Source organism: Aurantimonas sp. 22II-16-19i (assembly GCF_002088275.1).
In the GTDB taxonomy this organism is placed as follows: domain Bacteria; phylum Pseudomonadota; class Alphaproteobacteria; order Rhizobiales; family Rhizobiaceae; genus Jiella.
Genome location: NZ_AQQS01000014.1, coordinates 86,528 through 102,070, shown reverse-complemented (window position 1 = coordinate 102,070; position 15,543 = coordinate 86,528). Strand labels below are relative to the sequence as shown.

At 67.4% G+C, this 15,543-nt stretch carries 10 protein-coding genes and 1 riboswitch; all 10 genes read right to left on the bottom strand.

Going from position 1 to position 15,543, the window contains the following annotated elements; genetic code table 11:
- Window positions 1–18: 18 nt before the first annotated feature.
- The 10 genes from thiQ to ATO4_RS13080 all read right to left on the bottom strand — a co-directional run bounded on the left by thiQ (window position 19) and on the right by ATO4_RS13080 (window position 15,304).
- Window positions 19–798, bottom strand: a complete 780-nt coding sequence (gene thiQ, locus ATO4_RS13125; protein WP_245308731.1) for a thiamine ABC transporter ATP-binding protein — start codon at window positions 796–798, stop codon at window positions 19–21.
- A complete protein-coding gene (locus tag ATO4_RS13120; protein ID WP_083591973.1) occupies window positions 795–2,417 on the bottom strand; it encodes a thiamine/thiamine pyrophosphate ABC transporter permease ThiP in 1,623 nt (540 codons plus the stop codon). Before ATO4_RS13120 ends, thiQ begins: the two co-directional genes overlap by 4 nt.
- A gap of 256 nt (window positions 2,418–2,673) precedes the next feature.
- Complete coding sequence (gene thiB, locus ATO4_RS13115) at window positions 2,674–3,735, bottom strand: thiamine ABC transporter substrate binding subunit (RefSeq protein ID WP_083591972.1); 1,062 nt, start codon at window positions 3,733–3,735, stop codon at window positions 2,674–2,676.
- A 52-nt stretch (window positions 3,736–3,787) separates the two neighbouring features.
- A riboswitch (TPP riboswitch) is annotated at window positions 3,788–3,886 on the bottom strand.
- A gap of 625 nt (window positions 3,887–4,511) precedes the next feature.
- Window positions 4,512–6,329, bottom strand: coding sequence for a phosphogluconate dehydratase (gene edd / locus ATO4_RS13110; RefSeq protein ID WP_083591971.1), 1,818 nt, complete (start codon window positions 6,327–6,329; stop codon window positions 4,512–4,514).
- 118 nt (window positions 6,330–6,447) lie between these two features.
- Window positions 6,448–7,152, bottom strand: coding sequence for a 6-phosphogluconolactonase (gene pgl, locus ATO4_RS13105; RefSeq protein WP_083591970.1), 705 nt, complete (start codon window positions 7,150–7,152; stop codon window positions 6,448–6,450).
- Window positions 7,153–7,239: 87 nt separating this feature from the next.
- Window positions 7,240–8,718: a glucose-6-phosphate dehydrogenase gene (zwf, locus tag ATO4_RS13100; RefSeq protein ID WP_083591969.1), complete on the bottom strand. Its 1,479-nt coding sequence runs from the start codon at window positions 8,716–8,718 to the stop codon at window positions 7,240–7,242.
- 251 nt (window positions 8,719–8,969) lie between these two features.
- On the bottom strand, window positions 8,970–11,579 hold the full coding sequence (locus ATO4_RS13095; RefSeq protein ID WP_083591968.1) for an HWE histidine kinase domain-containing protein: 2,610 nt from the start codon (window positions 11,577–11,579) through the stop codon (window positions 8,970–8,972).
- The gene (locus ATO4_RS13090) at window positions 11,576–12,226 is read right to left on the bottom strand and encodes a biliverdin-producing heme oxygenase (protein WP_083591967.1); all 651 of its coding nucleotides are present in this window, start codon (window positions 12,224–12,226) and stop codon (window positions 11,576–11,578) included. Before ATO4_RS13090 ends, ATO4_RS13095 begins: the two co-directional genes overlap by 4 nt.
- Before the next feature lie 358 nt (window positions 12,227–12,584).
- Window positions 12,585–13,868: an FAD-binding oxidoreductase gene (locus ATO4_RS13085; protein ID WP_083591966.1), complete on the bottom strand. Its 1,284-nt coding sequence runs from the start codon at window positions 13,866–13,868 to the stop codon at window positions 12,585–12,587.
- A gap of 5 nt (window positions 13,869–13,873) precedes the next feature.
- On the bottom strand, window positions 13,874–15,304 hold the full coding sequence (locus ATO4_RS13080) for a glutamine synthetase family protein (RefSeq protein WP_083591965.1): 1,431 nt from the start codon (window positions 15,302–15,304) through the stop codon (window positions 13,874–13,876).
- Between the last annotated feature and the right edge of the window lie 239 nt (window positions 15,305–15,543).

The following is a 15,543-nucleotide window of genomic DNA, read 5'->3' as shown; positions in this document are numbered from 1 at the left end:
AAATTCGCCGGAAATGCGTCACACGTTTTTTCTCGCAATGCCGAGATAGCGTGAGACCCGCGGATCGGCGGCGCCCGACAGCATCGTTTGCGCCGGGCCGAGGGCGGCGATTTCGCCGTCCTCCAGATAGGCCACCCGGTCGGCCATCTCCGCCGCATCCTCCGGATGATGGGTCACCATCACCACGCTCGCCGGCCTCCCGTCGCCGCGCTGGCGCAGTCTGGCCAGGAGTTCCAGCATGTCGCGCCGCAGCGCCGGGCCGAGCGCGGCGAAGGGCTCGTCGAGGAGGATCAGCGGCCGCTCGCGCAGAAAGGCCCGCGCCAGCGCCACCCGCTGCCGCTCGCCCCCCGACATCTCGGCCGGCAGCCGCTTGCCGTAGCCTTCGAGACCCACGGCGGCGAGCGCCCCCTCCACCGCCGCCCGCTCGTCCTTCGACACCCGCAGCCGCGGCGCGATGCCGAGCGCGACGTTGCGGAAGGCGTCGAGATGGGGGAACAGGTTGTTCTCCTGGAACAGCATCGACAGCGGCCGCTCCGCCGGCGCGAGGCGCGTCACGTCGCGGCCGGCGATCAGGATGCGCCCGCTCGCCGGCGTCAGGAAGCCGGCGGCGAGATCGAGGAGGGTCGACTTGCCGGCGCCGCTGGGGCCGATCAGCGCCAGCCATTCGCCCGCCGCCACCGAAAGGTCGAACCGCATCTCCGCCGCTCCATGGGCGAAGCGGACGCCCTCGAGGCGAAGCGCCGGCGCCGGCTGTCCGCCCGCCATGGCACTCTTCCGGGTCGCTGCCGTTTCGCTCACGTCGGTCTCCTTCGCCCGGCCAGCCCGCCCTCGACGACAGCCATCAGCGCGATGGCGACGAGGCCGAGGAGGAGGGCGAGGCCGGCCGCATCGGCGGTGCGATAGCTGCCCATGCGCTGCAGCAGCAGATAGGGCAGGGTGACGAAGTCGTTCGACCCATAGAGCGCGATGGCGCCGAGATCGCCGAAGGACAGCGCCGCGGCGAAGGCGAAGGCCAGCGCCAGCGGCCGGCGCATCGCCGGCAGGTCGAGGAAGGCGAGGCGGGCAAGGCCGGTGAGGCCGAGGCTTTCGGCCAGCCTGCCGGTCTCGGCATTGGCCTGGCGCAGGGCCGGCGCGACGATCCGCACGATGAAGGGCATCGCCATCACCGCATTGGTGGCGACGACGACATAGGGACCGGCGGCGAGGACGTCGGTGACCTGCCGCAGCGCCAGGAACCAGCCGGCCCCGACGATGACCGGCGAAACCACGAGGACGAGGCTGGTCGCGGTCTCGAGCGAGCGCCGGGTGACGCGGCGCAGGCGGCCGGGCCGCCGGCCTTGCGCGAGGGCCTCGATCGCCAGGAGGACGAGGGTGGAGACGAGGAGCGACAGGCTGGCGGCGGCGAGCGCGACGGCAAGGCTGGTCAGCGCTGCATCGAGGACGGCGGCTTCCGTCACAAGGCGCGGCAGGTCCGCTGCGAGCCCGGAGACGAGCACCGCGGCGAAGGGGCTGGCGACGAACAGTGTTCCGAGGGTGACGACCAGCGCGTCGGACAGGTCCCTGACGCGGCTTGCGGCGTCGAAGCGGCGGGCCTTCGCGCCAAGGCCGAAGCCGCCGGCCGTGTCGCGCCCGAGGATGAGCGTGGCGATGAGGACGAGCGCCGTCAGGACGATCTGGATCAGCGACAGGCCGATCGCCCGGGACGGGTCGAAGTCGTAGCGCAGCGCTTGGTAGACGGCGACTTCCAGCGTTGTTGCCGCCGGCCCGCCGCCGAGGACGAGGACGATGGTGAAGCTCGTCACGCAGAGCATGAAGATCAGCGCGGCGGCGCCGGGAAGGGCGGGGCGCAGCGCCGGCCATTCGACCAGACGGAAGACGCCGAGCGGCGGCAGCGCCAGCTGGCCCGCAAGCTTCCAGCTCTCGGTCGGCACCCGGTCGAGGGCGGCGACGAACAGCCGGGCGGCCAGCGGCATGTTGAAGAAGACATGGGCGATGAGGATGCCCGACAGGCCGTAGACGTCGAGGCGCGGCAGGCCGAGCGCGGTGAGCCCTTGGGAGATGACGCCGCTCTGGCCCCAGATGGTGATCACCGCCAGGGCGCCGACCAGGACGGGCAGCGCCTGAGGCAAGAGGAACAGGCGCAGGATCAGCCGCTTGCCGGGGAAGCGGGCACGATGCAGCGCGACCGCGAAGGGGATCGCCAGGAGGACGGACAGGAGGGTGGACAGCCCGGCCTGCAGCAGGGTGAAGCCGAGGATCGCCCGGATATAGGCGTCGGAGAGAAGGGCGGCGAGGTCCGGCGCCTGCGGGCTGACGGCGAGGAGCACGAGAAAGCCGCCGAGCAGGAAGCCGAGGGCGAGAAGGGCTGCGGCGATGCCGACGGCGACGCGGATGCGGCGGTCTGTGCGAGTGTTCATGCGACGTTGCTGTCCGCCTGGAACTGCCGGGTCTTGCGGCCTACCCCCCTCTGCCTGCCGGCATCTCCCCCACAAGGGGGGAGATCGATCATAGCCACTGTCCCCGCCTGCCTTGATGCGTCGCCGTTCGACGAACGACCGGTTTGGCAGAACGAGGTCCGCTCCTCGCCGTCGGGAGGGAAATGCCCGGCAGGGCAGAGGGAGGCGCGGCAGGCCCGGAGGCCGGAGACTTGCCGCGAAACCCCCAGGTCACCAATCACCGCGCGCCGACCGCCTGCAGCCATTCGTCGGTCCAGGCCCGGCGGTTCTGCGCGACCGTTTCCGGGTCGATGAGGAGCGGCTTTTCCACTGTGACGAGATGGGAGAACGCCTCGGGCAGGTCGATGTCGCCGCGCACCGGCAGCGCCCAGTTGGTTGTCGGCAGGGTCTGCTGGGCTTCCTTCGAGACCAAGAACGCGAGGAAGCGCTGCGCCAGCTCCCGATGCTCGGAGCTCTTCAGGATGCCGGCGATCTCGATCTGCAGGTAATGGCCTTCATCGAACGCCGCCGCCTGGTAGCGATCGGTCTTCTCTTCGATCTCGTGATAGGCGGGCGAGGTCGTGTAGGAGAGGACGATGGGCACCTCGCCCTTGGTGAACAGGCCATAGGCCTCGCTCCAGCCCGGCGTGACGGTGAGGATGCGCGGCTGCAACTCGCGCCACTTCGCGGCGGCGTCGTCGCCATAGACCGCCTTCATCCAGAGCAGGAAGCCGAGGCCCGGCGTCGAGGTGCGCGGATCCTCGATGACGATCTTCTGGTCCGGGTCGCCGGAGATGAGGTCGGCGAGGCTCGTCGGCGGGGTCTTCACCGTCTCGGTGTCGTAGACGAAGGCGAGGTAGGAATAGTCGTAGGGAACGAAGACGGGATCGGAGAAGCCGGCGGGAACGGTCAGCTCCGCCGTGTCGACGCCGCTGTCCGTGAACAGGCCCGTCGCCTTCGCCTCGGGAATGAGGTCGCTGGTGAGGCCGAGGGCGACGTCCGCCCGGGTCGACGGGCCCTCGAGCTTCAGCCGGTTGAGGATGGCGACGCCGTCGTCGAGGCCGACGAAGTCGAGGGTGCACGCGCACGACGTCTCGAACTGCGCCTTCAGCTGCGGGCCGGGGCCCCATTCGGCGGAGAAGCTGTCATAGGTGTAGACGGTGAGGGTCGGCTTGTCGGCGCCCTCTGCGCTGGCCGGGCTCGGCAACGCTGCGAGGCCTGCCAGCCAGGCGCCGGCGCCCAGGACAGCGAGGATGGGGGTGAGGATGGTGCGGGCAAGCGGGCGGCGGGGGCGGGACATCGGCGGGCTTTCGTCTCGCCGGCGTCGAAAGATCGGTCGCGCCTTCTTCAAGATCCGGCCGCGCCCGCAATCCCTCCGCCGGCATGATCCGGATCAGGTTCGACGGGTTGGCTTCTCGCCTCTCAGCCTTTCGGCACCCCGTGTGAGCTGGCCGGGAAGGTAACGGTTGGCGCCACGATTGCAAGGGGTTGGGGTCAGGCGTGGTGGCAGCCCGAAGAGCAGGAGGTCGCGCTTCCCGGACCACGTTGGCGCCGGTTTCGCAATGGCGAAGAAAGCACTCTTTCTTCCCGTGCGGACGCGATGCATATCGAACTCATGACCGAGCTCCTCGAATGCGCCATCGACCGCATCCGTTCTCTTCTGAGACGGTTGCCTCGACGAGGAAGGGTGGGTGAATGCATCACCGCCTCGTCATCCCGGACTTGATCCGGGATCCATTCCAAATCATCTCTGTTTGCGCACGATCCGCGATTTCCATCGCATTGTTGGTGATGGGTGAACATCACCTCCCATGCAGAGGAATGGATCCCGGCTCGGGGGCCGGGATGACGAAGCTTCAGCCTCTGTGACGGTTCTGCGAAGCGACCGGGCGTGCATTTCTGTGAGGCCGTCAGCAAATCGCTCGACCGGAGAGTGACACTTGCGACCCCACGAGGAACCAAGCAGGCATTGGCTGGTAAGCCAATGGATGCCTGCTAGAACCTTTTGTTTCAGCAGAGTTTTTGTCCCAGAACCGGTAACCACTTCTGGGAAACTCTGCTTAGCGCCCAGCCCGCTCAGAACACGCTGGCGCCGGTTTCCGCGTCGCCGACGGCCGAGCGGAAGGCGGCGAAGAGTTCGCGGCCCATGCCGAACTCGTTGCCGGAAAGGTCCGGCATCTCCGGCGTGCGGGCATCGAGGGTCGCGTCGTCGACCAGCACTTCCAGCGTTCCCGTCTCGCCGTCGAGGCGGATGATGTCGCCATCCTGGATTCGGGCGATCGGGCCACCGGTCTTGGCCTCGGGCGTCACGTGGATCGCCGCCGGCACCTTGCCCGACGCCCCCGACATGCGCCCGTCGGTGACGAGGGCGACCTTGTGGCCGCGATCCTGCAGGACGCCGAGGAGCGGCGTCAGCTTGTGGAGCTCCGGCATGCCGTTCGACTTCGGCCCCTGGAACCTGACGACGGCGACGAAGTCGCAGTCGAGTTCGCCGGCGTCGAAGGCCACCTTCAACTCGTTCTGGTCGTGGAAGATCTTCGCCGGCGCCTCGACGATGCGGCGCTCCGGCTTGACGGCGGAGACCTTGATCACCGCCTTGCCGAGATTGCCCTTCAGCATCCTGAGGCCGCCATTCGAGGAGAACGGCTTGTCGGACGTAGTCAGGACCTTCGGATCGCCGCTTTCCTTGGGCGCGTCGTGGCGCACCACCTGTTCGCCGTCGGACGACAGCTTCGCCTCGATGGCGTAGGCGCGCAGGCCTCGGCCCCAGGCGGTGCGCACGTCCTCGTGCAGGAGGCCGCGATCCAGAAGCTCGCGGATCAGGAAGCCCATGCCGCCGGCGGCGTTGAAGTGGTTCACGTCGGCAAGCCCGTTCGGATAGACCCTCGCCAGCAGCGGCGTGATGTCGGAAAGGTCGGAAATGTCCTGCCAGGTCAGCTTGATGCCGGCGGCGGCGGCCATGGCGACGAGATGCATCGTATGGTTGGTCGAGCCGCCGGTGGCGTGCAGGCCGACGACGCCGTTGACCACGGCGCGCTCGTCGACGACGAGGCCGGCGGGGGTGTATTCGTTGCCGAGCGCGGTGATCGCCAGCGCCCGCCTGGTCGCTTCCTTCGTGAGGGCGTCGCGCAGCGGCGTGTTAGGGTTGACGAAGGACGAGCCCGGCGTGTGCAGGCCCATGATCTCCATCAGCATCTGGTTGGAATTGGCGGTGCCGTAGAAGGTGCAGGTGCCGGGGCCGTGATAGGAGGCCGATTCCGCCTTGAGGAGTTCGTCGCGCCCGACCTTGCCTTCCGCATAGAGCTGGCGGATGCGGCTCTTCTCGTCGTTGGGCAGGCCCGAGGTCATCGGCCCGGCGGGAATGAAGATCGCCGGCAGATGGCCGAAGGTGAGCGCGGCGATCGTCAGCCCCGGCACGATCTTGTCGCAGACGCCGAGATAGACGGCCGCATCGAACATGTCGTGGGAGAGGCCGACCGCCGTCGCCATGGCGATGATGTCGCGCGAGAACAGCGACAGCTCCATGCCGGTCTGCCCTTGCGTGACGCCGTCGCACATGGCCGGAACGCCGGAGGCGACCTGCGCCGTGCCGCCGACCTCGCGCGCCGCCTCGCGGATCAGCTCGGGATAGCGCTCGAAGGGCTGGTGCGCCGACAGCATGTCGTTATAGGCGGTGATGATGCCGAGATTGGGGGTCTGACCGTCGGAAAGCCGCTGCTTGTCGAGGGGACCGCAGGCGGCAAAGCCATGGGCGAGGTTGCCGCAGGTGAGCGTGGAACGCTTCGGCCCTTCGGCGCCCTTGGCGCGGATCCGGGCGAGATAGGGCTCGCGCGTCGGCGCCGAGCGCTCGCGGATCCGGTCGGTGATCTCTTCGATGCGGCGGTCTGCAGTCATCCTACGGCCCCTTGTCGAATCATGGAAAGTCGAAAGTCGAATGATGGAACGGCCGGATTGTCCGGCCGAGGTCTCGGATTCTTGCGGCGGAGCGCCGCCATGTCGCCGGCGTGTCCCGTCAGGGCGCCCAGAAGATGGCGAGCGGTTCGTCGCGCTCGGCCCGCAGGACGGCGCGGACCGGCATGTCCGCGACCGCGCCTTCGGCTCTTGCCGCTTCCAGCGCCACACGCTTCTCCTCGCCCTCGATATGGAGAGCCAGAAACCGCGCTTCCACGATCGGCGGCAGGGTCAGCGTCACCCGTGGCTCGTCGGTGTCGCGCGGATGGACGATGGCGACGGCGTCGTCCGTCTCCGGGTCGAGGCAGGCGGAAAGCCCGGGGGCGTTCGGGAACCACGACGCGGTGTGGCCGTCGGCTCCCATGCCGAGGATCACCGCGTCGAACCGGCGGCCCATCGGCTGGAACCGGTCGTTGAGCGTCTCGAACATCTCTTCCGGCATGTCGCTCGGCTCGTAGAAGGGCACGAAATGCGCGGCCGCGGCAGGACCCGTGAGAAGATGCGCGCGCAACATGGCGGCGTTGGAGCGCGCGCTGTCTTCCGGCACCCAGCGTTCATCGACGAGCATGACCGTCACGTTCGCCCAGTCGATCCCGGTCTGCGCGAGCCTGTCGAAGAAACGCTTCGGGGTCGAGCCGCCGGAGACCGCGAGGCGGGCCTCTCCCACCGTGGCGATGGCGCCGGCGAGCACGGCCGCGACGCTCGAGGCGAGCGCCTCGGCGAGCGCTTCGCGGCTGTCATAGCGATGGAACACCGGCTCGCTCATGGGTCGGCCTGATCCTTTGTTGTCTGCCTGTCCCGGCGACGTTGCCGCCACCGGGGCGCCGCGTTGCCGACAGGCGTGCCGCCGATCTCAGTCCGGCTCGTGCCAGGTCCGCCCGTCCCGCTCGATCAGCGCGACGGAGGCGGACGGCCCCCAGGTTCCGGCCGTATAGCCCTGGGGCTTCACGGATTTGGCGTCCCAGGCCTTGAGGATCGGATCGATCCACTCCCAGGCCGCCTCGACCTCGTCGCGGCGCATGAACAGGGTCTGGTTGCCGCGGATGACGTCCATCAGCAGGCGCTCGTAGGCATCCGGGTTGCGGGTCCGGAAGGACTGGGCGAAGGTCATGTCGAGCGGCACGTGGCGCAGGCGCATGCCGCCGGGGCCGGGGTCCTTGATCATCAGCCACTGCTTGACGCCCTCGTCGGGCTGCAGCCGCATCACCAATTGGTTCTGTGCGATGTTGCCGGCGGCGTTCTCGAAGATGTTGTGGGGGATCGGCCGGAAGGTGACGACGATCTCCGACATGCGCTGGGACAGGCGCTTGCCGGTTCGCAGGTAGAAGGGCACGCCGGCCCAGCGCCAGTTGCCGATCTCGGCCTTGATGGCGACGAAGGTCTCGGTGTCGCTGTCGCCACTGCCGAGATCGTCGAGATAGCTCTTCACGGCGGCGCCGCCCGAGGCGCCGGCCTTGTACTGGCCGCGCACGGTGCGGCTCTCGACATTGGTGTCGTCGATCTTCTTGAGCGCCCGGAGCACCTTGAGCTTCTCGTCGCGCAGCGCGTCGGCATCGAGCGCCGAGGGCGGCTCGAGGGCGACGAGGCACATCAGCTGGACGATGTGGTTCTGCACCATGTCGCGCAGCGCACCGGCCTTATCGTAATAGCCGGCGCGGCCTTCGAGGCCGACCTCCTCGGCCACGGTGATCTGTACGTGGTCGACATGGGTCGAGTTCCAGACCGGCTCGTAGAGGGCGTTGGCGAAGCGCAGCGCCATCAGGTTCTGCACCGTCTCCTTGCCGAGATAGTGGTCGATGCGGAAGATCTGGTCCTCGCGGAAGTGCCGGCCGATGGTCTCGTTCAGCGCCCTCGCCGAATCGAGGTCGCGGCCGACGGGCTTCTCGACGACGAGGCGCGAATGCTCGTTGGCAAGGCCCTTGCCGCTGATCCGCTCGGCGATCGGCGCGAAGAGCGACGGGCCGACGGCGAGGTAGAAGGCGCGGATGCGCTCGTGGTCCGCCTCGTCGAGCAGGGCGCGCAGCTCGTCCCAGCCGCCATCGGCCTGGGCGTCGATGGTGCGATAGTGCAGCCGCGAGATGAAGCGGCCGAGCGACACCTCGTGGATGTCCTCCGGCTTGACGTGCTTGGTCAGCGCCTCGCGGGCGAATTCGCGATAGTCCTCGTCGGACAGATCCGAGCGGGAGGCGCCGATGATGCGCGACTCGCCGGGAATCTGGCCGTCATGGTCGCGGTGGTAGAGCGCCGGGAGCAGCTTGCGCTCGGCAAGGTCGCCATTGCCGCCGAAGACGACGTAGTCGAACGGTTCCACCGGAATGATCTGGCTGGACATCGCTCACTCCTGATCGGTTTTCAGCGCCTTGCGGCCTCGTCGGCGGGGCCGCACACGCTCCGAGGCGACGCTCTAGTCTAATCGATTGAATTATTCCAGTGGGAATAAGAAATCTCCGGCAGCGCCCGCGCCCGGTTTCCGGCGCAGGTCCGCAGACCGGCCGAAGCCCTCGTCCTGCCAGAACCTACCGCGCCGGGCGCCGGGTGCAAGCGTCTTCCGGAACGCCGCCCCGCGGACCGGCTCGCGGAGCGTCACCCGGGCTTGCGCGCCAGCGCCCGTTCGAGCGCGGCGATCAGCTGGTCGGTGGCGAACGGCTTCTTGATCGCCTCGACCGCGGCGTCGACGGTTTCCGGCATTTCCAGCTTCTCGCCATAGCCCGTGACGAAGACGAAGGGCACGCCCCGCGCCTGCAGCGTCGGCACCAGCGCGAAGCTCGTCTCGCTGCCGAGATTGACGTCGAGCAGCGCCACGTCCACCGGCTCGCTCTCGACGATCCGCTTTGCCTCGCTGACGCTCATCGCCGTCAGGACTCTCTCGGCGCCGTTGTCGAGCAGCATCTGCTCGGCATCGAGCGAGATGATCATGTTGTCCTCGACGACGAGGCAGGACCTGCCGTTCAGACGGGGCAGGATGGCCGTCTCGGCCGTTTCTGAACTCACGGGTGCGCCTTCTCTGGAGTGATGGTAGGTCTTGGCCTCGACCTCCTGATCCAGCCAGAAGACTTGCGGCGGCAGAAGGAAGCGGGCGCGAACGCCGGTCAGATGATAGTCGACCGCGACCTCGCCGCCCAGATCGTGCGGGATCGACCGCTCGATGATGGTGGTGCCGAAGCCGCGCCGGGTCGGCGGCTGCACGGGCGGCCCATCGCTTTCGCGCCAGGCGATCTCGCAGCTCTCGTGCTGGTCGACGCGCCAGGTGACGGTGACCGTTCCGCGGGAATCGGACAGGGCGCCGTATTTGGCGGAATTGGTCACCATTTCGTGGAAGACCAGCGCCAGCGTCGAAAAGGCCTTGGCATCGACGAGCACCGGCGGACCGTCGAGGCGCACGCGGCTCACCTTGTGCCCGATATAGGCCTCGATCTCCGTCTGGATGATCGCGCGCAGGCTCTGGGGCTGGTAGTTGTCGTTGGTGATCTGGTCGTGGGCCCGCGCCAGCGCCTGGATCCGCCCGCCGATGACCGCCGAGAACTCGTCGATCGTCTTGGCGCCGGCCCGGCTCTGGACGACTAGCGCCCGCATCAGGCTGAGAATGTTGCGGACCCGGTGGTTCAGCTCGGCGATCAGCAGTTCCTGATTCTGGGTGGCCCGCTGCTGCTGGCGCTCGGTCTCCTCGTTGAAGCGCAGGAGCACTTCGAGGATCGAGACCCGCAGGGCCTCGGCCGCCTTCATGTCCGAGACCGACCAGGCTGCGGACTTGCCGCGCACCGTCTCCTGCCAGGCCTCGAAGCTCTTGCGCGGCGTGAGGCGCGGACCGTTCGGCCCGTGCTCCATCGGCTTGTCGTCGGGACGCCCGGCCCAGGTGACGGTCGCGACGATCTCCTTGCGGAAGAACATCAGATAGTCGCGGGGCGAGCGCGAGATCGGGATGGCGAGAAGGCCGGCAGCGCGATCGGTGAACTCGTGCGCCTTCGGATAGACGAGCGACAACTCGTCGGTCGCATAGATCCGGCTGGCGGCGGTCCGGTTGAGAAAGCGCGCCAGCCCCGGCATCTCGTCCGGAAACGGGCAGTGGCCGACGGTCCGCACGACATCCTTCGCCCAGACGGCGAAGCCGTCGCAGGGAATCAGCTCGCGGAATTCCTCGGCGAAGTCGATGAGCTCTTCCATCGTCGGAGAGGTCGAGACGAGGCGACCGACGACGCGGTCGTGCAGGTCGCGGGCCTCTTCCTCGAGCCGCCGCATGTCCTTGGCCAGGCGGCCCTCGATGACCAGCGAGATCATCTGGCCGAACAGCTCCATCATGCTGCGCATCTCCATGGCGAGATGGCGGGGCGCGTAATGGTGGAGGGCGAACAGGCCCCAGAGCTTGTCGTCGATGACGATCGAGATCGAGAAGGAGGCGCTCACCCCCATGTTCTTCAGATATTCGACGTGGATCGGCGAGACGGCCCGGGCGACCGACAGCGACAGGTCCAGCGGGTCGCCGTGCGGGTTGGTCGGTGGCACGATGTCGACGTCTTCCGCATCGACATCGGCGATGATCCGGATCCGGTTCTTGAGGTAGAGCCGCCGGGCCTGGCGCGGGATGTCCGTCGCCGGATAGTTCAGCCCGAGAAACGATTCGAGCCCGCGGTTCAAGGATTCCGCGATGACGTTGCCCGAGCCGCTCTCGGCGAAGCGGTAGAGCATGACCCGGTCGAAGCCGGTCACCGTCCGGATCTGGCGCACGCACTCCTTGTAGAGCAGCTCGTTCGTGTCGCAGCGCTGGATGCGCGCGATCATCGCCTTGATCATCGCGCCGGGACTGCCATTGCCGACCGAATGACTGTCCGCCGTCTCGAACTCGATGACGATCGAATTGTCCGAAATGTGGACCGCCACGTCGAAGCGGCGGCCGTCCTCGAAGAGGTCGGTCGCGAAGATGCGTTCCGACCCGTCGTTCGGCGACAAGAGCTGGAGCTTGCCGCGAATGGCATGCAGGGCCGAGGGCGGAAGAATGTCGGCGAGCGGTGCGCCGAGCAGGTCGTCCGGATCGCGGCCGAAGACGTCGCCGGTATTCGCCGAGACGTGCTGGATGATCCAGTCCATCGAGATGGCGACGAGACAGCCGAACTTCTGGATCCGGCCGAGTATGTGGATCGGCTCGCGGTCGCAGTTCGACAGGTCGAGTTTGTCGGAAGAGAGGCCGGGATAGTTCATCGCGCTGGCATGGTCCGTTCTTGCGCCCTGTCGGCGATATCGAGAGAGCGCTCGAACAGGCCGAACGTCACGAGGGCGCCCTGCATCGCCCGCTGCTTCTTCGTCTCGCCGGCAGGCATCGGCCCGGTGGCGACGGCCGCAAGCGGCCCATCGTCGACGAAGGCCGATGCGAGGAATCGCTGTGCGGCACCCTGACCGTGAGCAAGGAGCCCGGCCTTTTCGAGGCGGCGATGGATGAACCGCGCCCCGAGCTTCGAGCCATCGAGAACATAGGCGAGACCGATCGTCTCCGCCGCTCCGAACGGCTCGAGCGTGAACAGGGTCTTCGCCGGGGAGCCGAGATCCATCGCCGCGGCGTCCCCTTCCAGCCGCTCGCGATTGCTCTCGACTGCCTCCGCCAGGGCGGCACGGTCGTCCGAGGGATCCTGAAGAAAGGTCGAAAGGGCCCGATAGGCGACGAGGTTCATCAGGATGAAGCGCTGATAGTCGGCGAGTGTCGGATTCGCACCGAGCGCCTCGAAGCGGGAATCGAGCCGAGCGTGGGACGCTGCGGTATGGGCGCGCAGATAGGTTCGCAGCTCGTCAGGAATCCGGCCCTGCCGCGCTGTCGCAATGGTGCTGGTTGTGAAAACCGGAGTCTCGCTCATCGAATTCCGAATTGTATGTCATTTTATGCACTTACAAATGCCCGCAGGGATCCGGAAAACGCGGCCGCCTGGTAGCCGAACGACATTTACCATTGAAAACTCTGGCCGATCACGACTCGTTCCGAGGCGAGTTTTTCTCGCTCGCCGTGCCCGGCGCCCCTCGTCAGGGAGCTCATGCCCCATCCCTTCTTAGGAAGGGATGCAGATGGCTTCGAAGCGCATCGCGATAAGCCGTGTGGGCCGATAAAGATGCCGAAACGCAGCAAATGTCCTTAGCTGGCAAATTCACGGCTTCAAGACACGACGCTCCTGATTACCACGATGCGTCCTGCCGGGCGACACAGACCAAGGGCGCGTGCTACAATCTGTCGCGCAGGGAAAACCACGTCATCGCCAGGAAGAGGAGCGGCGCCCTGAGGCGCTGTCCCCCCGGAAAGGCGGGGATGTCGAGGGCCTCGAACTCGGCCAGCCGATCGCGGTTGCCGGCCACCCGCTCGGCATAGAGACGGCCGGCGAAATTGGCCAGCATGACGCCATGGCCGGAGAAGCCGCCGATGGTGGTGACGCCGGGCGCCAGGGTCTTCACGAAGGGCAGGCGCTGCATGGTGATGCCGACCGAGCCGCCCCAGGCATGGGTGAGGCGCACATCCTTGAGATGCGGATAAACCTCGGCGATCTGCCTGCGGATGTGGCGGGTGATGTCGCCGGCCTCCGAGGTGTAGGCCTCGCGGCCGCCGAACAGCAGGCGGTTGTCGACGCTCTTGCGGAAATAGCGCACCACGAAGCGGGAATCGTCGCAGGCTTCGCCGCCGGGCAGCACACCGGCGCTTTCCGGCAGCGGCTCGGTGGCGCCGATGAAGGAGCCGATCGGCATGACATGGGCGTCGATCGCCTTGTCGAGGCCGGCGCCATAGCCATTGACCGCGTAGAGGACGCGCTCGGCGGCGATCTCGCCGGTCTCGCTCACGGCGACGGTTCGTCCGCCCTCGCGGCGCGTCGACAGGATCTTCGTCTCCTCGAACAGGGTGGCGCCGCTCTTCGCCGCCACCTGCGCCAGGCCGACGAGGAGCTTCAGCGGATTGACGTGGCCGGTGCCGGTGTCGCGGATGCCGCCGAAATAGCGCCTCGAGCCGACCCTTTCGCCTGCCTCCTCGCCATCCATGAAGCTGACGCTGTCATAGCCGTAGCGGGTCTTCAGGATCTCCACCTGGTCGCGATATTCCGGCAGGTACTTGCGCTTGTGGGCGACCGACAGCTGGCCCATGCGCAGGTCGGCGTCGATGTCGTTGGCGGCGATGAACTCGAAGAGATGGGCCTTGGCCTCCTCGGCGAGATCGAACAGCGCCTTGGAGCGCGCAAAGCCGTAGAGCGCCTCGACCTCGCCCGGCCAGATCCGCTGGCCGGTGCCCATCTGGCCGCCGTTCCGGCCCGAGGCGCCATCGCCGAAGCGGTGCGCCTCGACGAGAGTGACGTCGACGCCGGCCCTGGCCAGATGGATCGCGGCTGACAGGCCGGTGAAGCCGCCGCCGACGACGAGGACGTCGGTCTTGCGGCTGCCCGCAAGGCGAGGGTGGCGGGGGCGCTCGACCGTGTCCTGATAGTAGGTGCGGCCGGGAGCGATCGGCGAAAGATGCTGGTCCATGGAAATCAAACCTGCAGCAGCAGGAATTCGCGCTCCCAGGGACTGATCACCTGCATGAAGGTCTCGTGCTCGCCGCGCTTGACGCCGGCATAGGTGGCGACGAATTCCCGGCTGAAGACCTCCTTGAAGTGCTCTTCCGCCTCGAACACCGCGACCGCTTCCAGAAGGCCGCGCGGCAGTTCGATCTCGCCGTCCTCGTTGACGGTCTGGTCGGTCGGATCGCCGGGGGCGATGGCGCCTACCATGCCGAGATAACCGCAGGCGAGCGAGGCCGCGATGGCGAGATAGGGATTGGCGTCGGAGGAGGGGAGACGATTCTCGACCCGACGCCCGGCCGGATCGGAATTCGGCACCCGGAAGGCCGTGGTGCGGTTGTCGTAGCCCCAGGCGGTGTTGGTCGGCGCGCCCATGCCATAGGTCAGGCGGCGGTAGGAATTGACGTAGGGCGCCATCATCAGGAGCGCCTTGGGCACGTAACGCTGCATGCCGCCGAGGAAGTAGTGAAACAGCTCGGAGGCCGTGCCGTCCTCGTTGGAGAAGATGTTCCTGCCCGTGGCGCTGTCGACCACCGACTGATGGATGTGCATCGCCGAGCCGGGCTGACCCTGGATGGGCTTGGCCATGAAGGTGGCGTAGATGTCCTGGCCGAGGGCGGCCTCGCGGATCGTGCGCTTGAACATGAAGACCTGGTCGGCAAGCTCCAGCGGGTTGCCGTGGCGCAGGTTGATCTCGAGCTGGGCGGCGCCCTCCTCGTGGATCAGCGTGTCGATCTCGAGCCCCTGCGCATCCGAGAAGTCGTAGATGTCGTCGATCAGCTCGTCGAACTCGTTGACCCCGCCGATCGAATAGGACTGGCCGGACTGGATCTGCCGGCCCGAGCGGCCGATCGGCGGCACCAGGGGATAGTCCGGATCGACGTTCTTGGAGACGAGGTAGAACTCGATCTCCGGCGCGACGACCGGTTTCCAGCCCCGGTTCTCGTAGAGCGCCAGGACGCGCCTCAGGACATTGCGCGGCGTGTAACCGACGGCGCTGCCGGAATGGTCGACGAGATCGCAGATCACCTGGGCCGTCGGGTCGTTCTCCCACGGCACGAGGCAGAGCGTCGACAGGTCCGGGACGAGCTTCAGGTCGCCATCATTCGGCGAATAGCGGAAGTCGCCGCTTTCCTCGGGATATTCCCCCGAGATCGTATGCATGAACAGGGCCGAGGGCAGCGCCAGCGAGGTGTTGCCGGTGAATTTCTTGGCCGGCATCATCTTGCCGCGCGCAACGCCGGCGAGATCGGGCGTGATGCATTCGAGATCGTCGATGCCGCGCAGCTGCAGCCATTCGCGCGCCTCTTCCATCGAGCGCACGCCGCGCTTGGATTCCAGGAAGGCGCGGGTTTCCTCGGGCGACAGCTTCAGTTGGGCGAGGTCGCGCTTGACCGGCATCGGCGTGCCCTTGATCGGGCTCGCCTCGTTGCCGCCGGTGCGGCGCCGCGAATCGATTCGCTCTGGCGTCTGCGGACGCGAGGAACCAGGTTTTTTGGGTGTGGACATGAACGCCTGTCTGGAGGGCCGGGTGGGCTCCGAGGCAGGATAGCCGCTCGATACGCCCGATGGAAGGGTGCTGCGATCAGCCAGCGGCCGGTGCGAGCGGCACTCCGTCCGCCCGCACCGATCGGTCGCCG